General features: G+C 61.8%; 23 protein-coding genes and 1 tRNA gene. 13 read left to right on the plus strand and 11 right to left on the minus strand.

What is annotated here, in order from left to right:
• Positions 1-178 precede the first annotated feature (178 nt).
• Both mltA and apaG read right to left on the minus strand, forming a co-directional pair.
• The gene (mltA, locus tag RY831_RS20045) at positions 179-1,408 is read right to left on the minus strand and encodes a murein transglycosylase A (protein WP_496196644.1); all 1,230 of its coding nucleotides are present in this window, start codon (positions 1,406-1,408) and stop codon (positions 179-181) included.
• 161 nt (positions 1,409-1,569) lie between these two features.
• On the minus strand, positions 1,570-1,944 hold the full coding sequence (gene apaG, locus RY831_RS20055; RefSeq protein WP_326508157.1) for a Co2+/Mg2+ efflux facilitator ApaG/CorD: 375 nt from the start codon (positions 1,942-1,944) through the stop codon (positions 1,570-1,572).
• 135 nt (positions 1,945-2,079) lie between these two features.
• On the opposite strand from apaG, the gene rpe reads away from it, so the two are divergent.
• The 6 genes from rpe to trpC all read left to right on the plus strand — a co-directional run bounded on the left by rpe (position 2,080) and on the right by trpC (position 7,624).
• Positions 2,080-2,745: a ribulose-phosphate 3-epimerase gene (rpe, locus tag RY831_RS20060; RefSeq protein ID WP_326508158.1), complete on the plus strand. Its 666-nt coding sequence runs from the start codon at positions 2,080-2,082 to the stop codon at positions 2,743-2,745.
• Positions 2,742-3,431, plus strand: a complete 690-nt coding sequence (locus RY831_RS20065) for a phosphoglycolate phosphatase (RefSeq protein WP_326508159.1) — start codon at positions 2,742-2,744, stop codon at positions 3,429-3,431. The genes rpe and RY831_RS20065 overlap by 4 nt, the downstream gene beginning before the upstream one ends.
• Positions 3,432-3,657: 226 nt before the next feature.
• Positions 3,658-5,154: an anthranilate synthase component I gene (trpE, locus tag RY831_RS20070; RefSeq protein WP_326508160.1), complete on the plus strand. Its 1,497-nt coding sequence runs from the start codon at positions 3,658-3,660 to the stop codon at positions 5,152-5,154.
• A gap of 1 nt (position 5,155) precedes the next feature.
• A complete protein-coding gene (locus RY831_RS20075) occupies positions 5,156-5,719 on the plus strand; it encodes an aminodeoxychorismate/anthranilate synthase component II (protein WP_326508161.1) in 564 nt (187 codons plus the stop codon).
• Between the two features lie 15 nt (positions 5,720-5,734).
• Entirely contained in the window at positions 5,735-6,781 is a 1,047-nt protein-coding gene (gene trpD / locus RY831_RS20080) for an anthranilate phosphoribosyltransferase (RefSeq protein ID WP_326508162.1), read from the plus strand.
• Positions 6,782-6,823: 42 nt separating this feature from the next.
• Positions 6,824-7,624 (plus strand): indole-3-glycerol phosphate synthase TrpC, encoded by an 801-nt coding sequence (trpC, locus tag RY831_RS20085; protein ID WP_326508163.1) that lies wholly within the window; start codon positions 6,824-6,826, stop codon positions 7,622-7,624.
• A 13-nt stretch (positions 7,625-7,637) separates the two neighbouring features.
• Here trpC and RY831_RS20090 read toward each other — a convergent pair whose 3' ends face one another.
• From RY831_RS20090 to RY831_RS20130, 9 genes are all read right to left on the minus strand, one after another.
• Complete coding sequence (locus tag RY831_RS20090) at positions 7,638-8,174, minus strand: hypothetical protein (protein ID WP_326508164.1); 537 nt, start codon at positions 8,172-8,174, stop codon at positions 7,638-7,640.
• A gap of 20 nt (positions 8,175-8,194) precedes the next feature.
• On the minus strand, positions 8,195-8,407 hold the full coding sequence (locus RY831_RS20095; protein ID WP_326508165.1) for a hypervirulence associated TUDOR domain-containing protein: 213 nt from the start codon (positions 8,405-8,407) through the stop codon (positions 8,195-8,197).
• 40 nt (positions 8,408-8,447) lie between these two features.
• Positions 8,448-8,720 (minus strand): hypothetical protein, encoded by a 273-nt coding sequence (locus RY831_RS20100; protein ID WP_326508166.1) that lies wholly within the window; start codon positions 8,718-8,720, stop codon positions 8,448-8,450.
• Positions 8,702-10,489: a M61 family metallopeptidase gene (locus tag RY831_RS20105; protein ID WP_326508167.1), complete on the minus strand. Its 1,788-nt coding sequence runs from the start codon at positions 10,487-10,489 to the stop codon at positions 8,702-8,704. The genes RY831_RS20100 and RY831_RS20105 overlap by 19 nt, the downstream gene beginning before the upstream one ends.
• Before the next feature lie 21 nt (positions 10,490-10,510).
• Entirely contained in the window at positions 10,511-10,969 is a 459-nt protein-coding gene (locus RY831_RS20110; RefSeq protein ID WP_326508168.1) for a DUF3429 domain-containing protein, read from the minus strand.
• A 75-nt stretch (positions 10,970-11,044) separates the two neighbouring features.
• A complete protein-coding gene (locus RY831_RS20115; RefSeq protein WP_326508169.1) occupies positions 11,045-11,671 on the minus strand; it encodes a nucleotidyltransferase family protein in 627 nt (208 codons plus the stop codon).
• A complete protein-coding gene (gene acuI, locus RY831_RS20120; protein ID WP_326508170.1) occupies positions 11,658-12,647 on the minus strand; it encodes an acrylyl-CoA reductase (NADPH) in 990 nt (329 codons plus the stop codon). The genes RY831_RS20115 and acuI overlap by 14 nt, the downstream gene beginning before the upstream one ends.
• A gap of 144 nt (positions 12,648-12,791) precedes the next feature.
• Positions 12,792-13,520, minus strand: coding sequence for a DsbC family protein (locus RY831_RS20125; RefSeq protein WP_326508171.1), 729 nt, complete (start codon positions 13,518-13,520; stop codon positions 12,792-12,794).
• A 70-nt stretch (positions 13,521-13,590) separates the two neighbouring features.
• Positions 13,591-14,793, minus strand: coding sequence for a UbiH/UbiF family hydroxylase (locus RY831_RS20130; protein ID WP_326508172.1), 1,203 nt, complete (start codon positions 14,791-14,793; stop codon positions 13,591-13,593).
• A gap of 141 nt (positions 14,794-14,934) precedes the next feature.
• On the opposite strand from RY831_RS20130, the gene RY831_RS20135 reads away from it, so the two are divergent.
• The 7 genes from RY831_RS20135 to RY831_RS20165 all read left to right on the plus strand — a co-directional run bounded on the left by RY831_RS20135 (position 14,935) and on the right by RY831_RS20165 (position 22,481).
• Positions 14,935-15,010: transfer RNA gene (locus RY831_RS20135), tRNA-Phe, on the plus strand.
• A gap of 178 nt (positions 15,011-15,188) precedes the next feature.
• A complete protein-coding gene (locus tag RY831_RS20140; RefSeq protein WP_326508268.1) occupies positions 15,189-15,881 on the plus strand; it encodes a response regulator transcription factor in 693 nt (230 codons plus the stop codon).
• 119 nt (positions 15,882-16,000) lie between these two features.
• Positions 16,001-17,290, plus strand: a complete 1,290-nt coding sequence (gene hemA / locus RY831_RS20145) for a glutamyl-tRNA reductase (protein WP_326508173.1) — start codon at positions 16,001-16,003, stop codon at positions 17,288-17,290.
• A gap of 134 nt (positions 17,291-17,424) precedes the next feature.
• Positions 17,425-18,507 carry a peptide chain release factor 1 gene (gene prfA, locus RY831_RS20150; protein ID WP_326508174.1) on the plus strand — a complete coding sequence of 361 codons (1,083 nt, stop codon included), beginning with the start codon at positions 17,425-17,427 and terminating at the stop codon, positions 18,505-18,507.
• A gap of 112 nt (positions 18,508-18,619) precedes the next feature.
• Positions 18,620-19,096 carry a disulfide bond formation protein B gene (locus RY831_RS20155; protein WP_326508175.1) on the plus strand — a complete coding sequence of 159 codons (477 nt, stop codon included), beginning with the start codon at positions 18,620-18,622 and terminating at the stop codon, positions 19,094-19,096.
• A gap of 42 nt (positions 19,097-19,138) precedes the next feature.
• Complete coding sequence (prmC, locus tag RY831_RS20160; RefSeq protein WP_326508176.1) at positions 19,139-20,002, plus strand: peptide chain release factor N(5)-glutamine methyltransferase; 864 nt, start codon at positions 19,139-19,141, stop codon at positions 20,000-20,002.
• Positions 20,003-20,132: 130 nt separating this feature from the next.
• A complete protein-coding gene (locus RY831_RS20165) occupies positions 20,133-22,481 on the plus strand; it encodes a Tex family protein (RefSeq protein ID WP_326508177.1) in 2,349 nt (782 codons plus the stop codon).
• The last annotated feature ends 43 nt before the right edge of the window (positions 22,482-22,524 follow it).

The following is a 22,524-nucleotide window of genomic DNA, read 5'->3' on the forward strand; positions in this document are numbered from 1 at the left end:
CTCGCAACAGAACTTATTCTTTCCGTCGCAGTGCTGTCGAAGCGTTTTGTTCGTCAGCAGCAGAGAAACGAGATTATGGCCAATCTCTCGATTTGCGTCAAGCTTTTTGCAGAAAGTTTTCTGCTGTCTCTCAGCTCATACTCTTCTTGATATCAAACCGTCATGGCTTGGAACCGGCTCACTGCTTTGCCGCCTGGGAGACCGGGGTCTTCGGCAGCAAGACCCACATGAAGCCTTGCTGTTTCATCTTGCCGGCTTTTTCACCCGCTGGCTTGCCGAGCCCCCAGAAAAAGTCCGCCCTGACGGCGCCGCGGATGGCTCCCCCGGTATCCTGCGCCATCATCAGGCGCTGGATCGGCGTATTTGCCAGCGGCTGTGTTGTGGAAAGAAACACAGGCGCGCCGAGCGGAACATGCTGAGGATCGACCGCAATCGAACGCTCCGCCGTCAGCGGCACGCCGAGGGCACCCTTGGGACCCTTCGAGCTATCCGAGATTTTCTCTTCCTTGAAGAAGACGTAGCTCGGGTTTGCATTGAGCAATTCGTTCTGCCGCGACGGATTCGCTGCATACCAGGCTTTGATGCTTTGCGCAGACGCCTGATCGAGAGTGAGCTCGCCCTTGTCAACCAGATATCGGCCGATGGATTTGTAGGGATGTCCGTTCTGGTCGGCATAGGCAACCCGGATAGTCTCCTTGCTTTCCGCAATCTTCACGCGGCCTGATCCCTGGACCTGCAGGAAGAAAGCCTCAATGGGATCGTCCACCCATACCAGTTCCTTGCCGCTCAATGCGCCGGACTGCAGCATCTCGGCACGCGTCATGTAGGGCACGATGCGGTTGCCAACCACCCTGCCGCGCAAGCGCATATTTTTCAGTTCAGGATAGACGGAGGACATGTCGATCGTGAGCATATCATCCGGGGTCCGATGCAACGGGGTCTGATACACGCCTCCGCGCTTGCGAGCCCCGTTCAAGATCGGTTCGTAATACCCGGTCACGAGCCCATTGGACGTGCCGTCGGCATTGACCACTTGGTTCGGAACGAAAAAAGACTCAAAGAAAACACGTATGTTTTTTTCACTGGAGGCGTCGACGTCGCGCGCCACAGTGCACGGCTCCTTCCAGTCGGGACGCTTTATCAGCGCCTCGCAGGAAGCCATGAATGCCGGCCACGCTTCCCGCAACTTATCCTTGTCCCAGCCGGGTATGGCGGAAAACACGGTCGGCCGCAATACTTCTTGCGGCGACGCCTCCTTCGTGGCCGGCGGAGCAACGGGTTTCTGTACTGCTGGCGGGGGCGAGGCCGGTTGCCTCGACGCGGTTTCGGAAGGAACGGTGGTGCAGGCGGCGAGCGCGGTCATGACCGCAATGACGGATAAAGTTAAACTTGTGCGAATTACAGACATTGGGATAAGAATATGTGGCTATTGATGCTTGAAGCGGGCGTTGCCCTGTTTCTGCTGGTCTTTATTGTATGGTGGACGATGTTCCATGGGCGCAAGCCAGATCAGCCACCCGCTAAATCAGAGCAGCGGAAGGATGATGCTCAACAGTAAGCAACAGTAAATCAGTGCAGCGTACGAGGCAACGACAAAATGAATTCCGGTATTGGCGCCTCGAATTTTTCGCCATCTTCGGCAACACAGAAGTAGGTGCCTTTCATCGAGCCGTGCGGCGTTGCGAGCACGGTGCCGCTGGTGTATTCGAACTGGGCGCCGGGAGCCAGTAGCGGCTGGTGACCGACGACACCAAGCCCGCGCACTTCCTCGGTGCGATTGTTGCCATCGACTATGATCCAGTGACGGGAAATCAGTTGCGCTGGGATCGTACCTGTGTTTTTGATGGTAATCGTATAGGCAAATACGTAATTCGAACGCTCGGGCTCCGACTGCTCGGCGAGATACTGGGTGCGTACCGAAATCGTGAATTCATAGGCGGCCATGATATTTCCTTGTAGTTTTTGTCAACATGCGGCATCGGCTTGGTATTCTCAGGCGCCGGCTATTCGTGACCATTGACCATGCGGCGCAGGCGGACGTGCGGGTAAAATAGCGCATCCTTTTCATTATTGCTTGTCATGCCTACCTACCGCATCGCCCCCAGCATACTTTCCGCCGACTTCGCCCGCCTGGGCGAGGAAGTCCGCAACGTCGTCACTGCCGGCGCCGACATCATCCATTTCGACGTGATGGACAATCATTATGTCCCGAATCTGACGATCGGCCCGCTGGTATGCGAAGCAATCCGCCCGCACGTCCAGGTTCCCATTGATGTTCACCTGATGGTCAAGCCCGTCGATCGCATCATTCCCGACTTTGCCAAGGCCGGTGCCAATATCATCACCTTCCATCCGGAAGCCTCGGAACACATCGATCGTTCGCTGCAGCTAATCCGCGACAACGGCTGCAAGGCCGGCCTCGTGTTCAACCCGGCCACCCCGCTGCATTATCTCGACCATGTGATGGACAAGATCGATATCGTTCTGATCATGTCCGTCAATCCAGGCTTCGGCGGCCAGTCCTTCATTCCCGAGGCATTGAAGAAGATTGCAGATGTCCGCCGCCGCATCGATGAATCGGGCCGCGACATCATGCTCGAGGTCGATGGCGGGATCAAAATCGAGAACATCGCCGAAGCTGCGCGTGCCGGCGCCGACACCTTTGTCGCGGGATCGGCGATTTTCGGCAAGCCCGATTACAAGGCAGTCATCGACGCTATGCGCACCCAGCTGGCACAGGCATGAGCGTGCAGCAGCCGACCTTGAGCGGCATTCGTGCCGCCATCATTGATCTCGACGGAACCATGGTGCATACCGCGCCCGACTTCCATGTGGCAATCAACCGCATGCGCAGCGATCTCGGACTGAGGCCGCTCGATATCGAGACCATCACCCGTTTCGTGGGCAAGGGAACGGAAAACCTGATGCGGCAGGTATTAAGCGTCGATTACGCGGCGGCTGAGGTGGAAACGCATTTCGCGCAAGCCCTCGCCTCGTATCACGCGCATTACATCGCCATCAACGGCCAGTACTCGAGCCTTTATCCGGATGTGCACGAAGGACTGGCTGCGCTGCAAAAGAAGGGCCTGCGCCTGGCTTGCGTCACCAACAAGCCTATCGCTTTCGCGCTGCCGCTGCTCGAAAAGACCGGACTGCATGGCTACTTCGATCTCGTCTACGGCGGCGATTCGCTGCCGAAGAAGAAACCGGACCCACTTCCTTTGCTGACGGTCTGCGAGGATTTCGGCCTGCGGCCGGAACACGTGGTCGCCATCGGCGATTCGTCGAATGATGCGCAGGCCGCCCGCGCGGCCGGATGCAGGGTGCTGAACGTCCCCTATGGCTACAATCATGGCGAATCTATACACGATGTCGATTCCGATGGTATAGTTTCCACGCTGCTCGAAGCAGCCAATTGTCTGTCCCAATAAAAACTGCAATCACCACATCCATAATGTTTCTCGGCAAAAAACGTAACGCAACCTCACCGGGCCTGTTTGAGGCCTGGCTGTGGCGACGCTGGCAATCCTGGTCCAACTGACCCCGATCGCCGCTGACCGCTCGTCTCCCGAGCTTGATCCTTGATCAGTCAGCAACGTTTTTGCACTTTCACCCCGCTATTGCGCTCTCGATCTACAATAGCGCCCGGAGAGAAACATGACCGAACTCGAATTCAAATCGCTGGCCACGCAAGGCTACAACCGCATTCCGCTCATCGCCGAAGCTTTCGCCGATCTCGAAACGCCGCTCACGCTCTACCTGAAGCTCGCCCAGACCCAGAACGCCGGGCGCAATACCTTCCTGCTCGAATCCGTCGTCGGCGGCGAGCGTTTCGGCCGCTATTCCTTCATCGGCCTGCCGGCCACGACGCTCATGCGCAGTTACGGCAGCAGGACCGAAATCGTCAAGAACGGTGAAGTGATCGAGACGCACGAGGGCAATCCGCTGGAATTCATCACTGCATTCCAGTCGCGCTACAAGGCGGCCGTCCGCCCCGGCATGCCGCGCTTCTGCGGCGGACTGGCGGGCTATTTCGGCTACGACACGGTACGCAATATCGAGCACCGCCTCGCGCACACGGCGCCAAAAGACGACTTGGGCCTGCCCGACATACAGTTGCTGGTCACCGAGGAGCTGGCCGTCATTGACAACCTGTCGGGCAAGCTCTACCTCATTGTCTACGCCGATCCGACGCAGCCGGAAGCGTATTCGAAGGCACGCCAGCGCTTGAAGGACCTGCGCGCGATGCTGCGCCGCGCGGTCGATGCGCCTGTCACCTCGGCATCGGTTCGCACCGACACGGTGCGCGAGTTCGCCAAGGCCGATTACCTGAAGGCGGTGGACAAGGCGAAGGAATACATCATGGCCGGCGACCTGATGCAGGTGCAGATCGGCCAGCGCCTGAAGAAATCCTATGTCGATTCGCCGCTGTCGCTGTACCGCGCGCTGCGCTCGCTGAATCCTTCGCCGTACATGTATTTCTACAACTTCGGCGACATGCACATCGTCGGCTCCTCGCCCGAGATCCTGGTGCGCAACGAGCAGACCAATGACAACCGGCGCAAGGTCACCATCCGCCCATTGGCGGGAACGCGTCCGCGCGGCGCCACGCCGGACAAGGATGCGCAGCTGGCCACAGAACTGCTGGCCGATCCGAAGGAAATTGCCGAACACGTGATGCTGATCGACCTGGCGCGCAACGACATAGGCCGCATCGCCGAGACCGGCAGTGTGCAGGTGACCGACAAGCTGGTGATCGAAAAATATTCGCATGTGCAGCACATCGTTTCCAATGTCGAAGGCATTCTCAAGCCCGAGCTGTCCAATCTCGACGTACTGAAGGCCACCTTCCCCGCCGGCACGCTGTCCGGCGCGCCGAAGGTGCGGGCGATGGAAATCATCGACGAACTCGAGCCGGTCAAGCGCGGCATCTATGGCGGCGCCTGCGGCTACCTGTCCTTCGGCGGAGAAATGGACCTGGCCATCGCCATCCGCACGGGCGTGATCAAGGACGGCACGCTGTATGTGCAGGCGGCGGCCGGCGTGGTCGCCGATTCGATACCGGAGATGGAATGGCAGGAAACCGAAAACAAGGCGCGCGCCGTGCTGCGTGCGGCCGAGCAGGTGCAAGACGGACTGGACGGGGAGTTCTGACATGTTGCTGATGATCGATAACTACGACTCCTTCACCTACAACCTGGTGCAATACTTCGGCGAACTGGGCGAGGACGTGCGTACCTTCCGCAACGATGAAATCACGCTGGACCAGATCGTGGCCATGAAGCCGGACCGCATCTGCATTTCGCCCGGCCCCTGCACGCCGAACGAAGCCGGCGTCTCGGTGCCGGTGCTCAGGGAATTCGCGGGCAAGCTGCCCATCCTCGGCGTCTGCCTCGGCCACCAGGGAATCGGTGCGGCATTCGGCGGCAAGGTGATCCGCGCCAAGCAGGTCATGCATGGCAAGACCTCGGTGATTCACCATACCGGCGTGGGCGTCTTCAAGGACCTGCCCAATCCCTATACCGTGATCCGCTATCACTCGCTGGCCATCGAGCGCGAATCGCTTCCGGACTGCCTGGAAGTGACCGCATGGACCGACGACGGCGAGATCATGGGCGTGCGCCACAAGGAATTCCAGGTCGAGGGCGTGCAATTCCATCCCGAATCCATCCTGTCCGAGCATGGCCATGCCCTGCTGAAGAATTTCCTGACCGTCTGACGAGGAGCAACCGCCATGCCCATTACCCCGCAAGAAGCGCTGCTGCGCTGCATCGAGCATCGCGAGATCTTCCACGACGAAATGCTCTCGCTGTTCCGCAGGATCATGTCGGGCGAGATGTCGCCGCTGATGATCGCCGCCCTCACCATGGGCCTGCGCGTCAAGAAGGAAACCATCGGCGAGATCGCCGCGGCGGCGCAGGTCATGCGCGAATTCGCGACCAAGGTGCCGGCCAGGGATACCGATAATCTGCTCGACATCGTCGGCACCGGCGGCGACGGCGCGCATACCTTCAACATTTCCACCGCATCGATGTTCGTGGCCGCCGCCGCCGGCGCGCGGGTGGCCAAGCACGGCGGGCGCAGCGTTTCTTCGTCATCCGGCAGCGCCGACGTGCTCGAAGCGCTGGGCGTCAATATCAATCTCAAGCCAGAACTGGTGGCCCAGTCGATCGAGGAAACCGGCATCGGCTTCATGTTCGCGCCGAACCACCATGCGGCCATGAAGCATGCCGCGCCGGTCCGCAAGGAACTGGGCGTGCGCACCATCTTCAACATTCTCGGGCCGCTGACCAATCCGGCCGGCGCCGCCAATATCCTGATGGGCGTGTTCCACCCCGACCTGGTGGGCATCCAGGTGCGCGTGCTGCAGCGCCTCGGCGCCAAGCACGCCATCGTGGTGTGGGGACGCGACAACATGGATGAGGTATCGCTGGGTGCGGGCACCATGGTCGGCGAACTAGTCAACGGCGAAGTTCGCGAGTATGAAATCCATCCGGAAGACTTCGGCCTGCAAATGGTGGCCAGCCGCAATTTGAAAGTCTCGGGCGCGGAGGAATCCAAGCAGAAGGTGCTGGAGGCACTCGACAATACGCCTGGGCCGGTGCGCGACATCGTCGTCCTCAACGCCGGCACCGCGCTGTATGCGGCAGGCGTGGCTCCCTCGATCGGCGACGGCCTGCAGAAGGCGCGCGAGGCGCTGGCGTCGGGCGCGGCGCGCAACAAGCTGCAGCAATTCGTGCAAGTGACGCAGCAGCTCGGCGCTGCTGCGTCACAAGCTTAAACTCAAGCCCAAGCCTAAACCTGACCCACGCATCCAGCCATCATGTCGGACATTCTCAACAACATCCTCGACGTCAAAAGAGACGAAGTCGCCGCCGCGAAGAAGCAGCGCGACCTGGCAAGCCTGCGCCGCGACGTCGAAAGCGATAACGCGGCGCGCAGCGGGCTGCGCGGCTTCGAAGCCAGCCTGCGGGCGAAGATCGCCGCCGGCGATGCCGGCGTGATCGCGGAAGTGAAGAAGGCGTCGCCGTCGAAAGGCGTGATTCGCGCCGACTTTCGGCCGGCGGAGATTGCGGCAAGCTATGCCGAGCATGGCGCGGCTTGCCTGTCTGTGCTGACCGATGTTCAGTTCTTCCAGGGCACGCCCGAATACCTGCAGCAGGCGCGGGCCGCCTGCACCATTCCCGTGCTGCGCAAGGATTTCATGATCGATCCTTACCAGGTATATGAAGCACGCTCATGGGGTGCGGACTGCATCCTGCTGATCGTCGCGGCGCTCGACCACGGCCTGATGGCGGAACTGGAAGCCTGTGCCCATGAGCTCGGCATGGGCGTGCTGGTGGAAGTGCACGACGGCGATGAGCTGGATGCGGCGCTGAAGCTGAAGACCCGCATGGTCGGCATCAACAACCGCAACCTGCGCACCTTTGAGACATCGCTGCAGACAACGATCGGCCTGCTGCCGCGCATCCCGGCCGACAGGCTGGTCGTGACCGAATCGGGCATCCTCGCGCCGGACGACGTCAGGCAGATGCGCGACGCGAACGTGCATGCCTTCCTGGTGGGCGAGGCGTTCATGCGCGCCGAGAATCCCGGCGCGGAATTGCAGCGGCTGTTTGCCTGAATCCAGCAGTGGCTCAATAGTCCTGCTGCTGCAGTTGCCGCCCTTCTTGCCACGGCTGCTGCCATTGGTGATCATTGTCGCGCCTGGCCATCAGGGCGCGTGCCGCCAGACCCAGCGCCAGCACGCCGTAGATCGCCGTCAGCGACTTCCCCGAAACCCGCTTTTCGTAGCCGGGGGTGAAGCGTCTCGGCACCAGGTAGTAATCGGTGACGTAAGCTCCCGCCGTGACGACGGCTGCGCCGATCAGCGGCTGCAGCGGCGATGCATTTCCGTCCTCTTCGCGCGGCGCAAACCATTTCTCGTAGATCGACGCCCAGAAGATGGCCGAGGCGTGCGTGAGGAGAAAGCCGGTGACCGTATATTTCAGCGATGGCTCGTCATGTTGCGCGGCTTCGTCGCCCCAGAGGATATGACTGGTGGCATTGAGCGGTGCCGCATACGATTCGGCATCGCGCTTGCCGGCGACGGATGCGGCAAGCGCGGTGGCGACTCCGGATACCGTGCCTGAAATCAGGGTGCGCTGCACCCAGCTGTCGTTCTGCATTCTCATGCTTTCTCCTTGTTCCTTGATCAGTGTGCCTTCTTGAGTGCATCGGCCTTGTGCGCGGCTTCCGCTCCCGTCTTGTCGCTGCGCACCAGGTACTGCGGCTCGTCCGGCGAGGCCGCGACATGGTGTCCCTTGATGTCGGTCGGTTCGGTCAGTTTCTGCAGCACCGTTCCATGCACGGTGCCTTGCGATGAATGCCATTCGACCTTGTCGCCTTTTCTGAAGCTGCTCGTCATTGCATCGTCCTTTCTTGACAGGAAGCCGTGCAGTGCACAATCAAGCGAACCATGCTGCGCGGCGTGTTGAAATAGAGTGATGCAAGCCGGGCAAGTTGCATTTGCCGGCAGGACAGTGAAATTGGGAAAAGAAGCGGCGCGGCGCGCAATGCACGCCGAGAAGAATCGCGCGGAGATCAGCTCTCGCGGCAGACAGCGCTGTGATGGCTAATGGAAAAATGAAAATGCGGTCGACATTGCCGGCAGCGAAGTGCTCCGGCAATGTCGAATGGCTACTGTCGTCAGAGCCGAGGTTCAGGCTGCCGACAGCCACTTCGCCCGCTTGCGGGCCTGGGGCAAGGGCTTGTCCTGCGCTTCGAGGGTCACCTGCGGCGCGTCGCCCTGGACCAGTACGGCATTGAAGGCCATCAGTTCATCACGCCGGAACGCATGCAGAAGGACCGCATCTCCGGCCCGGTAACGGGCCAACACCGCGTCGAGATTGCCCGCGTTCACGCGCAATCCGTCGACCGCGATCAGGAGATCACCGGCCGACATGCCCGCCGCATGGGCCGGTCCGCCTTCATGGACATTCGCCAGCTTGCAATCGTTGCCTTCGCGGGTCGTGCGGATGCCGAGGCTGGGCTTGGCGCTTTTGCGGTTGTCCGTCACGTCGACCGCATAAGGCGCCAACAGCTTGTCGAACGGCAGATCCTCCGTACCGTGGATATAGCGGTCGAAGAATTTCTTCAGCTTGACGCCCGTGACTTCCTCGAACAGGCCCAGGGCCTCGGTCTCGGCAAGGCCTTGTCCGAAACTGTCGAAATCGCGTCCATAGCGCTGCCACAAGGTGCGCATGACATCGTCCAGCGATTTGCGGCCATTGGTCTGTTCGCGTATCGTCAGGTCGAGCCCCAATCCGACCAGGGATCCCTTCGCGTAGTAACTGACGATGGCATTGGGCGCATTCTCGTCCTGCCGGTAGTACTTGACCCAGGCATCGAAGCTGGACTCGGCCACGCTCTGTTTGGTGCGCCCGCTGCCGCGCAACACGCCGTTGATGGTCTTGGACAGCGTCTTGAAATACTGCTTCTCGTCCATCAGGCCGCTGCGCACCAGCATCAGGTCGTCGTAGTAGCTGGTGAATCCCTCGAACAGCCACAGCAGCGAGGTATAGCCTTCGCTGCGCAGGTCGTAGGGCGCGAACACGGCAGGCTTGATGCGCTTGACGTTCCAGGTATGGAAGTACTCATGGCTGCACAGGCCGAGGTAGGTGCGATAGCCGTCGGTTGCTTCCTTCTGCCCGACCACGGGCAGGTCCGCGCGCGAACAGATCAGCGCGGTCGACGCACGATGCTCGAGGCCGCCATAGCCATCGCCGACCACCATGGTCATGAACACGTAGCGGTCCATCGGCGCGCGCCGCGTCTTCGGCTCGAACAGCGCGATCTGCGCTTCACACACCTTCTTCAGGTCATTGCAGAGGCGTGCGAGGTCCAGGTTGGGAATGCGGCCGGTGAACACGATATCGTGCGGCACGCCGTGCGCCTTGAACGTGGCGAGCGCGAAGGTGCCGAGCTCGACCGGATGATCGATGAGCTCATCGTAATTGGCTGCGATATAGGTGCCGAAGCCGTAGCGCCTGGCCTTTAGTTCCGGCATCGCGGTGGCGACGCGCCAGCCCCTGTACTCGTCGCCTTCGGGACGGCGGATATCGACCACGTGCGGCAATTCTTCCTGCCCATGCACGGCAAGGAATACGCTGGTGCCATTGAAGAAGCCATGGGTCTGGTCAAGATGCGCGGCCCGAACCGACAGGTCCCAGGCATACACTTCATACGTCAGCACGAGGCGGGCGCTGCAGGGCGCCGCCTGCCAGGTATGCTTGTCGAGCTTGGTCAGCGGCACCTGCCCGTCGCGCGCCTCGGCGGAGATGCGCACGATGTTGCGGGCGAATTCGCGGATCATGTAGCTGCCAGGTATCCATGCCGGCAGCGAGAATATCTGCCCCTCGGGCGCCGGCTTGTCGACGGTCAGCGTCACCTCGAACAGATGCGCTGCCGGATCCTTGGGAGTGATGATGTAGTTGATTGCGTTTCTCATGCTGGTATTTTTCCTTTGACCTTATCCTTTGACGTTGGCTGCGATGACGGTGAGCATCAGCATGACCACGACGACGGCGGTGAGTTTCAGGCGCAGTTGCAGGACCCACGGTTCGAACCGGTACCATGCGAACAGGCGCTTGTCGGCCTGATAGGCGGCGATGAAGCCTGCCATCAGCATGGCGAAACCGAAGCCGCCCATCATGGTGGAAAACCAGGCGATGAGCGCGGGGATAACGCTCCAGATCAGTGCCTTGCGGCTTTGATCCATGGTCAGCTCGCCCGACATCATGACCGCGCCCCAGTGGATGCCGCCCAGGAAGGACAGGATGGCAATCCCATAGGCGAGCTGGCCGCGGATGAAATCAGCGAGCCAGTCGCTATGCACGACCCATGCGCCCAGCGTCAGCAGCACGAAAGGAGCGAGGCCGGCGTAACCGAGCAAATGCGCAAGGCGCCGGTTGACGAAGTGGGTATTCATGCGGTCATGAGCAAGGTTCGAAGCCGCATAGTGTACGGTATCCGCACCGTATCGACGGCGGTGCAATCGCTGTCATTAGCGGGCAAGTGCCTGCGGTTCGCCCCCGGCAAGCAGATCGTCCGGTGTATCGACGTCGCGGGCGATGCCGGCATCGTGCACCGGCACTTCGACCACGGGCCATGTTTTGAGCAAGCTGCGCGCGCCTTCGTCGCCTTGCAGCCGCATCAAGGCATCCAGATGCAGGCGCCCGAAGCCCACCGGGTTGCCGCGCCGGCCGTTCCATACCGGCACGGCGATATCGGCACCGTGGTCCAGCGCGTCGCGCACCGCCTCGATGGTCGATGTCCTTACATAGGGCATGTCGGCCAGCGCGATGATCCATGCAGTGGCATCCCAGGCCTGCGTCAGGCCGTGCGCCAGCGAAGCCGCCATGCCCCGGTCGGATGCGGCGCATAGGCTGACGGCGCAACCTGCCTGCTGCAGCTGCAGTGCCAGCTCCGGATTATCGTGGCGCACGACGGCAACCACGGTCGGCAAGACCGAGAGCATGTTTCTGGCGGCGGCCACGGCGACTGCTTCGCCCTGCGGCAAGGCTTGCCGCAGCTTGTCGCGCCTGCCGCTCGGGTCGAATCGCCTGCCCCGGCCTCCGGCCAACAAAATGCCGGCGGTTGCCGCCGACGGACGACGTTCAGCGGTTGACATCCACTACCAGCCTTCCGCGCACCTTGCCTTCGATGATGTCGCGCGCGCGGGGCAATGCTTCTTCGAGTCCGATTTCCTCGATCATTTGTTCCAGCTTGTCGAGAGGCAGGTCGCTCGCCAGGCGCTGCCATGCCGCCTCCCGCTTTTCTCTCGTCGCCATCACGCTATCGATGCCGAGCAGCGAAATGCCGCGCAGGATGAAGGGCGCCACCGAGCCCGGAAGGTCGAGGCCCTGCGCGAGCCCGCAGGCCGCGACCGCGCCGCCGTAGCGGGTCTGCGCCAATGCATTGACCAGCGTATGCGAGCCGACCGAATCGACGACCCCCGCCCAGCGTTCCTTCTGCAGTGGCTTGCCGGGCGCGGACAGTTCCGCGCGGTCGATGATGTCCGCCGCGCCGAGCGCTTTCAGGTAATCGGCTTCGGAGGCCTTGCCGGTCGAGGCGACAACGCGGTAGCCCCAGGCCGACAGGATGGCGATGGCCACGCTGCCGACGCCGCCGGAAGCGCCGGTCACCAGTATCTCGCCGCTGTCCTTGCCGACGCCCTTCTCCTGCAGCGCCATCGCGCACAGCATCGCCGTGTAGCCGGCGGTGCCGATGGCCATCGCATTGCGTGCCGAGATGCTGGCGGGACGGCGGATCAGCCAGTCGCCCTTGAGCCTGGCCTGTTGCGCGAGGCAACCCATGTGCACTTCGCCCACGCCCCAGCCATTGAGAATGACGGGGTCGCCCTCCTTCCAGTCCGGATGCGAGGAAGCGATGACTTCGCCGGCGCCGTCGATGCCTGGCACCAGCGGCCACTTTCGCACGACCGGCGATTTGCCCGTGATCGCAAGGCCGTCCTTGTAGTTGATGGTGGAATACTCGACGCGCACCGTCACGTCGCCTTCGGCCGGCAGTTGCGCCTCGTCGAGCTGAGTCAATTTCGCATCTGTCGATCCGTCATCATTCTTGTTGAGCAAAATGGCATTGAACATGGCTGTCTCCAGTATTTGTCGAATTGATTATAGTTCGATGGCTTGAAGCGTGTCCGGCCATGAAAAATGGCACGTTCCCGCAGGGATACGTGCCATTGGCTGATGTCTTGACGACATGCCGACTTGGGCAGCCGACGTGCGCGCTTACTTGATCGACGCCAGCTTGCTTTCCAGTGCCTTGAGGTCGACCGCGCCCGGGATGCGGGTGCCGTCAGCGAAGAATACCGTCGGCGTGCCGGTCACCTTGTATTTCTGCCCGAGCGCGAACACCTTCTCGTGCGGAGCGGTGCAGTTGGCCGGCGCAGGCGGAGCGGCCTTGCCGTTCAACATCCAGTCATCCCATGCCTTGACGCGGTCGGCCGAACACCAAATGTTGCGCGACTTGGTCACCGAGTCTTCCGACAGGATGTTGTACATGAAGGTATACACCGTCACGTTGTCCATCTCGTTGAGCGTCTGGCGGAAGCGCTTGCAGTAACCGCAGTTGGGATCCTCGAAGACTGCGATCACGCGCTTGCCGTTCCCCTTGACCATCTTCATCGCCGCATCGAGCGGAAGTTCGGAGAACTTGATCTTGTTGATTTCATCGACGCGGGCCTTGGTCTGGTCCTGCATCGTCTTCGTGTCGACGACGCGGCCGATGAACAGGTATTCGCCCTTGGCGTCGGTATAGAAGATGTCGCCGCCGATGCGCACTTCATACAGTCCGCCGTAAGGCGTCTTGATGACCGAATCCACCTTGATGCCTTCGCCGAGGCGCGGCTCCAGCGATTTCTTGATGGCCGCTTCCGGGCCGCTGCTGGTCTGGGCGGATGCCGCGGTGGCGGTGAGGCACAGCAGCGCGGCTGCAGCCAGTCTGGTCAATGTGATCATGATGTTGTGTCTTCCTTCTGCAATTTTTCAGACTGCTTGTTACGTCCGTTACGTCCGCTTATATCACCACTTATTGCGTGCGCTTTCCCATCGCATGGGAAATCAGGGCTCGCTTTAAGACCGGCAATTTGTTGACCAGGTTCAATCCAATATTTCGTACCATCCGCACCGGCTCCAGCGTGCTGGAGAACAGGCGCTCGAGGCCGTCCGTTGCCGCCAGCATCAGCAGGATATCCTCCTTGCGCGAGCGCGCATAGCGTCCGAGCACCCGCTCGTCGCCGCAATCCCTGTGCGATTCGCGCTGAGAAACCGCCTTGAGCAGACCCACCACATCGGCGAAACCGAGATTCATGCCGTGGCCCGCAAGCGGATGCACGACATGGGCGGCATCGCCGACGAGCGCGACCCTCGGCGCGGTGATCGCATGCGGACGCATCAGCCGCAGCGGAAAGGCCTTGACCACTTCCGGCTGCACTGGCCGCAGTGCACCCAGTGCATGGCCGCTCACGGCTCCCACGCGTTCGGCCAGTTCGGAGGCGGAACCGGCCACCAGGCTCTGCGCCAACGCCTCCGGCGCTGACCACACCAGCGAGGTTCGATTGCCGGGCAAAGGCAGCAGCGCCACGATGCCCTGGTCTGAGGTAAACCATTGATAGGCCGCGCCCTGGTGCGGCCGTTCGCATTCGAAGTTGGCGACGACCGCCTGCTGGCCGTAGCTGCGGTAATCGAGTCCGATATCGCACTGGCCGCGCACCCAGGATTGCGCGCCGTCGGCACCCACCACCAGCGATGCGGCGAGGACGTCGCCATTGTCGAGCTCGACCCTGGCCACGTCGAGATTCAACTGAAGGCGGCTTGCCCGCCCGGTGACGATGCGCGTGTCGGGCGCGAACTTCATTGCCGCATCCAGCGCCTTGTTGAGATTGCTGTCCTCGACGATCCAGGCCAGCGCGCCGGTGCGCGCGCCGAAGGCATCGAAGTCGAGCTGTCCGGCTTGCGCGCCGTCGCCCTTCACGATCATGGCATCCACCGCGGCAATGCGCGAAGCATCCATCGCGCTCCATACCTTGAGCGAGGCCAGCAGTTCATTGGCGACATGATTCAATGCATAGACGCGCACATCCCAGCCGTCTTCGGCCGCGCCCGCACCCACGCCTGCAGGCTCCGGCGGCGCCAGCAGGCTCACGCTCAGGCCGGCCTGGGCAAAGCCAAGCGCGGCAGCCTTGCCGACCGCGCCGTTGCCGATCACACAAACATCGCTTTGTATTTGCATAAAGCAGAATCCGTTCGAAACAAATGCAGGCGCATGAACGCCGCGCGCCTCGCCTTGGGCCATTATAGCCGCTGGCTTGAAACGGTTTTTTCCTCAGGCACTTGTAAATTCTCAGATCCTTGCTATACTTGCGGACTTCTTGGCCTGGTAGCTCAGTCGGTAGAGCAGAGGATTGAAAATCCTTGTGTCGGTGGTTCGATTCCGCCCCGGGCCACCAAGATTCAGGGCTCAGCTTCGGCTGGGCCCTTTTTCTTTTGCGGTGCCCTTTCTTCTTTCAACAGCACCTCCGCGCCTCGGATTTTCAGAAATGGTGGACGAAGGCCAATGCCCTGATGCATGTTGCCTTCGAGCCCATGAAGCCTACAATGCGAGCTTTAGACTCGCTGCCGCAGAACATGCGCATTGCATTCCACACAAAAGACTCCGCACTGGCCGAAACCATAGCTGCCACGCTTTCAGGCGCAGGGCATGACTGCATGCAGCTTGACTCGGCGCACGGGGACTCTGGTTCAGGTTCTACGGAAGACATGCATGTGTGCCTCATTGACTGGCAGGATGGCAATGGCGCGGGGCTGCTGCAACAACTGCGGGAACATTCACCTGCCCTGCCCGTTCTCGCGCTGACGGAACGAAACCGCATCGAAGAAGCGCTTGCAGCTGTCGCGGCAGGCGCCGCCGACTATCTCGTCAAGCCGGTACGCCGCAATGAACTCGCACTGCGGATCGAGGTATTGCTGCGCCGCGCTTACCCGGCGCAGGAGGTCGAGGATGAGTCGGTATTCGGCCCGTATTGCTTCGAGCCGCGGCGCGCGCGCGTGACGCGCAACGGCGAAACGCTCGACCTGACGCAGAAGGAATTCGAACTCGCGCTGCTGTTCTTCCGCAATCTCGACCGCCCGCTGTCGCGGACCTTCATCAAGGATGCCGTCTGGTCGCGCGACTCCGACCTTCCGTCGCGCACCATGGATACCCATGTCTCGCGGGTAAGGGCCAAGCTCGGATTGCGTCCCGAGAACGGATTCAGGCTTGTGCCGGTCTATAGCTATGGATACCGTCTCGAAGAGTTGCTGCGTCCGCCACCCCGCTAGTTGCGGAAACGGCATTGATGCAGCAGCCCGGCGAGCTCCGATACGCTTTTGTCAACAACCTTGTGCAGGGGTGCAACAGGCTATAATAGCGGCACAGGATTTTCAGCTTCACGCCATTCATGCAGCTTCTCGCAGTCGGTCTCAACCACACCACCGCGCCGGTCTCTTTGCGCGAAAAGGTCGCCTTTCCCGCGGATCAGATCGGGCAGGCGGTTGCGTCGGCACGCGCATGGTTCGGGCGTGAAACGGCCGCCGGTGCCAGCGACGAAGCCGCCATCCTCTCGACCTGCAACCGCACCGAGCTCTATGCCGCCAGCGACATCGCCGGCGGGGTGGAAGCGGCGATCGACGCCACTGCGCGTTTCCTGGCCGAATACCACAAGCTTTCCTATTCCGAACTTCGTCCTTATTTGTACACGCTGCCGCAGGACAACGCGGTGCGCCATGCATTCCGGGTGGCATCCGGCCTCGATTCCATGGTGCTCGGCGAAGCGCAGATCCTGGGACAGATGAAGGATGCGGTGCGCAAGGCCGACGAAGCCGGCGGACTCGGCACCTATCTGCACCAGATGTTCCAGCGCACGTTCGCGGTTGCGAAGGAAGTGCGCACCACGACCGAGATCGGCGCGCACAGCGTGTCGATGGCCGCCGCCGCGGTGCGCATGTCGCAGCGCATCTTCGATACCGTGTCCGAGCAGAACGTGCTGTTCATCGGCGCCGGCGAAATGATCGAGCTTTGCGCAACCCACTTTGCCGCCCAGAACCCGAAGTCACTGACCATCGCCAACCGCACGCTGGAGCGCGGCGAGTCGCTGGCGCACCGTTTCAGCGGCCGCGCCATCCGCCTTGCCGATCTGCCGGATCAACTCGCGCAGTTCGACATCGTGGTCTCCAGCACCGCCTCGTCGCTGCCTATCATCGGCCTGGGCATGGTGGAGCGCGCGATCAAGGCACGGCGCCACAAGCCTATGTTCATGGTGGATCTTGCCGTGCCGCGCGACATCGAGCCCGAAGTCAGCCGCCTCGACGATGTCTTCCTGTACACGGTCGACGACCTTGGCTCCGCGGTGCAGACCGGCATGGAAAACCGCCAGGCCGCGGTGGCGCAGGCCGAAGCCATCATCGAGAACCGGGTCCAGGCCTTCATGCACTGGATCGACACCCGCGCCGTCGTGCCGCTGATCCGCAACCTGCATGAAAGTAGCGAGGCGATGCGCCTGGCCGAGCTCGATCGCGCCAGGAAACTGCTCGCCAAGGGCGAGGACATCGATGCGGTGCTGGAAGCGCTGTCCAAGGGGCTGACCGCAAAATTTCTGCACGGCCCGCAGCAGGCATTGCATAACGCGCAGGGCGATGAGCGCGCCCGTCTTGCGGCATTGCTGCCGCAGATCTTCCGCACCAAGCGCTAGCGGCGCTTTCCGGCCTGCGGATTCGCCGAACGCGGATCCCCGATTCGCAGGCATCGGCGATGCAGTGCCCGCCACCTCCCCGCAAGCCGCACCCAGGCGCCCCTTCAAGATTCGAATTCACCAGAGCCACGCTTATGAAACCTTCAATGCTTGCAAAACTCGACCAGCTCACCGAGCGGCTCGAGGAAGTGAACAGCCTGCTGATGCAGGAAGGCGTCACCGCCGACATGGATCAATACCGCAAGCTCACCCGCGAACATGCCGAACTCGGTCCGCTGGTGGCGCTGTATAGGGATTACGTGCAGGCCGGCGAAGATATCAGGACGGCGCAGGACATGCTGGCCGATCCCGACATGAAGGAACTCGCCCAGGAAGAGATCACCGCGGCCAGGGTGCGCATCGAGCAGGCGGAAATCGACCTGCAGAAAATGCTGCTGCCCAAGGACCCAAACGACGAGCGCAACATCTACCTGGAGATTCGCGCCGGCACCGGCGGCGACGAAGCGGCGCTGTTCGCCGGTGACCTGCTGCGCATGTACACCCGCTATGCCGAGCGTAACCGCTGGCAGGTCGAAATGGTATCGGAATCGGCATCGGAAATCGGCGGCTACAAGGAAGTGATCGTGCGCCTGGTCGGCCATGGCGCCTATTCGAAGCTGAAATTCGAATCCGGCGGCCACCGCGTGCAGCGGGTGCCGGCCACCGAGACCCAGGGGCGCATCCATACCTCGGCATGCACGGTGGCCGTGATGCCGGAAGCCGACGAGGTGTCCGATGTCGACATCAATCCCGCCGACATCCGCATCGATACCTTCCGCGCCTCCGGCGCCGGCGGACAGCACATCAACAAGACCGACTCCGCGATCCGCATCACCCACTTCCCAACCGGTATCGTGGTCGAATGCCAGGACGACCGCAGCCAGCACAAGAACAAGGCCTCGGCGCTGAAGGTTCTCGCGGCGCGCATCAAGGATGTGCAGCTGCGCGAACAGCAAGCCAAGGAAGCCGCCACGCGTAAATCGCTGATCGGCTCCGGCGACCGCAGCGAACGCATCCGCACCTACAATTTCCCGCAGGGAAGGATGACCGACCACCGCATCAACCTCACGCTCTACAAGCTCGACTTCATCATGGATGGCGATCTGGAAGAACTGACCAATGCGCTGATGGCCGAGCACCAGGCGGAATTGCTGGCGACGCTGGCCGAGGAAACTTGAACGCTTGCAAGGCATAATGCACCTGCACATGAGGCGCCTCGCATAGTTGCGCCCTGGAACTATCAGACGCCATGTTAGTCACATGGCATTACCAACTTACAACATTGTCTAGATGAGAACATCCAAACCTGTCCTAGTTGCTGCCGGCGTTATATGCTTTGCCCTGGTTGCCTATGCCCTGTATCTGCAGCACGTGAAGGAAATGCTGCCCTGCCCGCTTTGCGTGCTGCAGCGCTACGCCTTCGTCACGGTCGGTCTGCTGTGCTTTATCTTCGCTGCGCTGCCGCGTGCCGCTACCAAGGCAGGAGCATTGCTGGCGGCGCTGGCGGCGCTGGTCGGCGGTGGCATCGCGGGCTGGCATCTGTGGGTGAAGGCCCATCCCGCGGTCTCCTGCGGCATCGATCCGCTTGAAACATCGCTCAACAAGATCTTCACCGCCGAACTGATGCCTTTCCTGTTCAAGGCCGATGGACTGTGCAGCGCCGAATACGAACCGATCATCGGTTTGTCGATTCCGCAATGGTCGCTGATCTGGTTCGCGATTCTTGCCGTGCTGCTGATCTGGGCCGCGCTACGGCAGAGCCGCTGAGTAACCGATCGCCGATCGTCGCTGGCCGCCCGGCTCTCATCCATGCCCTCCCCCTCCTCCGATTCCAAGCCTTCCGCATTTTCGATTGCGCCCGGCACGGCAATCGGCGCGCTTCTGAACCGGCCGCCGATCGATGCGGTCGATGCCAGGATTCTCGTTTGCCATGGCCTCGCGCTAACCCGGGTGCAACTGATTACCCAGTCCGACCGCGTGCTTGACCATGAGGAAGCCGCCCGACTGACCGTGCTGTTCCGGCGCCGCATCGGCGGCGAGCCGATTGCCTACATCACCGGCGAGCGCGAATTTTTCGGCCTTGCCTTGCGCACCACGCCGGACGTGCTGATTCCGCGCCCGGAAACCGAATTGCTGGTCGAACTGGCACTGGAAAGACTGCCGTCGAATGGACGCGTGCTCGATCTCGGCACCGGCACCGGCGCAATCGCAATTGCTATTGCGCACACCCGACCGGATGTTGAGGTCACGGCGCTAGACGCCAGTACAGCCGCGCTGGAAATTGCGCGCGGCAACGCCCAACGCCATGGCTGCGCCGTCCGCTTCCTTCACAGCGACTGGTATGCCGCGCTGCGTGATGGCGTGCGCCATGACCTGGTCGTATCGAATCCGCCGTATATCGTTGCGCACGATCCGCATTTGTCGCAGGGCGACCTCCGCTTCGAACCGGTGGACGCGCTCACCGATCATGCGGATGGCTTGAGCGCCCTGCGCAGCATCGTGCGGGACGCGCCTTCGCACCTGCAGCCGCATGGATGGCTGCTGATGGAGCACGGCTACGACCAGGCGCGAGCCGTCCGCGCATTGCTTGCCGAACGCGGCTTCGAGTCGGTGCAAAGCTGGCGCGACCTCGCCGGCATCGAACGCGTGAGCGGCGGCCGGCTTCCGGGGTGATACCCGGCTTGATATTTCTGCAAGCAGGCTCATGCGCTGTCGCGCTCCTGCATTTTCGGCCTGTCAAGACTGGCGCTCCTGCATAATTTGCGTATCATCATCCGCTTGTTTTTCTTCTTATCTGAATCCCATGCTGCCTTCGATTGAACAACGCCTCGCCATTGAACTTGCCGCCAAGCCGGCACAGGTTGCCGCCGCCGTCGCCCTGCTGGACGAAGGCGCAACCGTGCCCTTCATCGCGCGCTACCGCAAGGAAGCGACCGGCGGCCTGGACGATACGCAGTTGCGCCTGCTGGAAGAACGGCTTCGCTATCTGCGCGAACTCGAAGACCGCCGCGCGGCCATCATTGCCTCGATCAACGAGCAGGGAAAGATGACGCCCGAGTTGCTCGATGCGATCACGCATGCCGAAGACAAGACCCGGCTCGAGGATCTTTATCTGCCGTACAAGCCGAAGCGCCGCACCAAGGCGCAGATCGCCGCCGAAGCCGGACTGACCGAACTGGCCGATGCGCTGCTCGGCGATCCGTCGCTCAATCCCGAGGAGGAAGCGGCGAAGTACCTGAAGCCGGCGTTCAGCACCGACAACGGCGACAACCCCGGCGTGCCGGATGCGAAGGCCGCGCTGGACGGCGCTCGCCAGATCCTGATGGAGCGCTTCGCCGAGGATGCGACGCTGCTGCAGGCGCTGCGCGAATACCTGACCGAACACGGCGTGGTCGAATCGAAAGTGGTCGAGGGCAAGCAAGATGCCGGCGCCAAGTTCTCGGATTACTTCGACTATTCCGAAACGCTCAGCACCATTCCCTCCCATCGCGCGCTGGCATTGTTCCGCGGACGCCGCGAGGAAATCCTGAATGTGACGCTGCGCCTCGATTCCGAAGAGGAAAAGCCGAAATGGGATGCGCCGCACAATCCCTGCGAAGGCAGGATCGCGGTCCGCTTCGGCATCAGCAACCAGGGCCGCCCGGCGGACAAATGGCTCGCTGATACCGTGCGCTGGACCTGGCGCGTGAAGACCTTCATGCACCTCGAAACCGAATTGATGACGGCATTGCGCGAACGCGCGGAAGTCGAAGCGATCAATGTGTTCGCCCGCAACCTCAAGGACCTGCTGCTGGCCGCGCCGGCCGGCCCGCGCGCCACCATGGGCCTGGACCCGGGACTGCGCACCGGCGTCAAGGTTGCCGTGGTCGATGCGACCGGCAAGGTGGTCGATACCGCGACGATCTATCCGCACCAGCCGCGCAACGACTGGCACGGTTCCCTCCATACGCTGGCGCAGCTTGCCAGGAAACACCAGGTGGCCCTGATTTCGATAGGCAACGGCACCGCTTCGCGGGAAACCGACAAGCTGGCGCAAGACCTGATCAAGCAGAATCCCGAACTCAATCTCACCAAGATCGTCGTGTCCGAGGCGGGCGCTTCCGTGTATTCCGCATCGGAATTCGCGTCGCGCGAATTGCCGGAACTGGATGTATCGCTGCGCGGCGCGGTGTCGATCGCCCGGCGCCTGCAGGATCCGCTGGCCGAGCTGGTCAAGATCGATCCGAAGTCGATCGGCGTCGGACAATACCAGCATGATGTCGGGCAGACGCAGCTGGCCCGTTCGCTGGATGCGGTGGTCGAGGATTGCGTCAATGCGGTCGGCGTGGACGTGAACACCGCGTCCGCCCCGCTGCTGGCCCGCGTGTCGGGACTCAATACCAGCGTGGCGCAGAGCATCGTGAATTACCGCGACATGAAAGGCATGTTTACTTCACGTGCCGCCCTACGGGCCGTGCCGCGTCTTGGCGACAAGACCTTCGAACAGGCGGCAGGCTTCCTGCGCATCATGAATGGCGAGAATCCGCTGGATGCATCGGCGGTACACCCGGAATCGTATCCCGTGGTCGAGCGCATCCTTGCCGACATCAAAAAAGATGTCAAGGGCGTGATCGGCGACGGCAAGCTTCTCAAAACCATACAACCGGCGAAATATGCCGATGACAAGTTCGGCGTTCCCACCATCACCGACATCCTCAAGGAACTCGAAAAGCCGGGCCGCGACCCTCGTCCCGAGTTCACCACAGCAACATTCAAGGAAGGTGTCGAGGATATCAAGGACCTGCGTCCCGACATGATTCTCGAAGGCGTGGTGACCAACGTAGCGGCATTCGGCGCCTTTGTCGATATCGGCGTTCACCAGGATGGCCTGGTCCATATATCCGCACTGTCGAACACCTTCGTGCGCGACCCGCATACCGTGGTGAAGGCGGGACAGGTGGTGAAGGTCAAGGTGCTGGAAGTCGACGAGAAGCGGCGCCGCATCGCATTGACCATGCGCCTGAGCGACTCGCCCCAGCCCTCTGGCGCGCGCCCGGAGCAGCGCGCGGACCGCACCGATGCCAAGCGCCTGGGCCAGCATCAACATCAGCAGCGTGCGCAGCCCGTCGGCAACAATGCGATGGCCGCCGCGTTTGCCAAGCTGAAAGCCTGATTAGTCCGCTTGCGACTTCGGCAGCATTGCATCCGGCCCTTTC

Source organism: Noviherbaspirillum album, from assembly GCF_035916955.1.
In the GTDB taxonomy this organism is placed as follows: domain Bacteria; phylum Pseudomonadota; class Gammaproteobacteria; order Burkholderiales; family Burkholderiaceae_D; genus Noviherbaspirillum; species Noviherbaspirillum album.

Bases quoted from the DNA above. Each gene is read 5' to 3' on its own strand.
- mltA (WP_496196644.1), bottom strand. From the start codon at position 1,408: ATGTCTGTAATTCGCACAAGTTTAACTTTATCCGTCATTGCGGTCATG.
- apaG (WP_326508157.1), bottom strand. From the start codon at position 1,944: ATGGCCGCCTATGAATTCACGATTTCGGTACGCACCCAGTATCTCGCC.
- rpe (WP_326508158.1), top strand. From the start codon at position 2,080: ATGCCTACCTACCGCATCGCCCCCAGCATACTTTCCGCCGACTTCGCC.
- RY831_RS20065 (WP_326508159.1), top strand. From the start codon at position 2,742: ATGAGCGTGCAGCAGCCGACCTTGAGCGGCATTCGTGCCGCCATCATT.
- trpE (WP_326508160.1), top strand. From the start codon at position 3,658: ATGACCGAACTCGAATTCAAATCGCTGGCCACGCAAGGCTACAACCGC.
- RY831_RS20075 (WP_326508161.1), top strand. From the start codon at position 5,156: ATGTTGCTGATGATCGATAACTACGACTCCTTCACCTACAACCTGGTG.
- trpD (WP_326508162.1), top strand. From the start codon at position 5,735: ATGCCCATTACCCCGCAAGAAGCGCTGCTGCGCTGCATCGAGCATCGC.
- trpC (WP_326508163.1), top strand. From the start codon at position 6,824: ATGTCGGACATTCTCAACAACATCCTCGACGTCAAAAGAGACGAAGTC.
- RY831_RS20090 (WP_326508164.1), bottom strand. From the start codon at position 8,174: ATGAGAATGCAGAACGACAGCTGGGTGCAGCGCACCCTGATTTCAGGC.
- RY831_RS20095 (WP_326508165.1), bottom strand. From the start codon at position 8,407: ATGACGAGCAGCTTCAGAAAAGGCGACAAGGTCGAATGGCATTCATCG.
- RY831_RS20105 (WP_326508167.1), bottom strand. From the start codon at position 10,489: ATGAGAAACGCAATCAACTACATCATCACTCCCAAGGATCCGGCAGCG.
- RY831_RS20110 (WP_326508168.1), bottom strand. From the start codon at position 10,969: ATGAATACCCACTTCGTCAACCGGCGCCTTGCGCATTTGCTCGGTTAC.
- RY831_RS20115 (WP_326508169.1), bottom strand. From the start codon at position 11,671: ATGTCAACCGCTGAACGTCGTCCGTCGGCGGCAACCGCCGGCATTTTG.
- acuI (WP_326508170.1), bottom strand. From the start codon at position 12,647: ATGTTCAATGCCATTTTGCTCAACAAGAATGATGACGGATCGACAGAT.
- RY831_RS20125 (WP_326508171.1), bottom strand. From the start codon at position 13,520: ATGATCACATTGACCAGACTGGCTGCAGCCGCGCTGCTGTGCCTCACC.
- RY831_RS20130 (WP_326508172.1), bottom strand. From the start codon at position 14,793: ATGCAAATACAAAGCGATGTTTGTGTGATCGGCAACGGCGCGGTCGGC.
- RY831_RS20140 (WP_326508268.1), top strand. From the start codon at position 15,189: ATGCGCATTGCATTCCACACAAAAGACTCCGCACTGGCCGAAACCATA.
- hemA (WP_326508173.1), top strand. From the start codon at position 16,001: ATGCAGCTTCTCGCAGTCGGTCTCAACCACACCACCGCGCCGGTCTCT.
- prfA (WP_326508174.1), top strand. From the start codon at position 17,425: ATGAAACCTTCAATGCTTGCAAAACTCGACCAGCTCACCGAGCGGCTC.
- RY831_RS20155 (WP_326508175.1), top strand. From the start codon at position 18,620: ATGAGAACATCCAAACCTGTCCTAGTTGCTGCCGGCGTTATATGCTTT.
- prmC (WP_326508176.1), top strand. From the start codon at position 19,139: ATGCCCTCCCCCTCCTCCGATTCCAAGCCTTCCGCATTTTCGATTGCG.
- RY831_RS20165 (WP_326508177.1), top strand. From the start codon at position 20,133: ATGCTGCCTTCGATTGAACAACGCCTCGCCATTGAACTTGCCGCCAAG.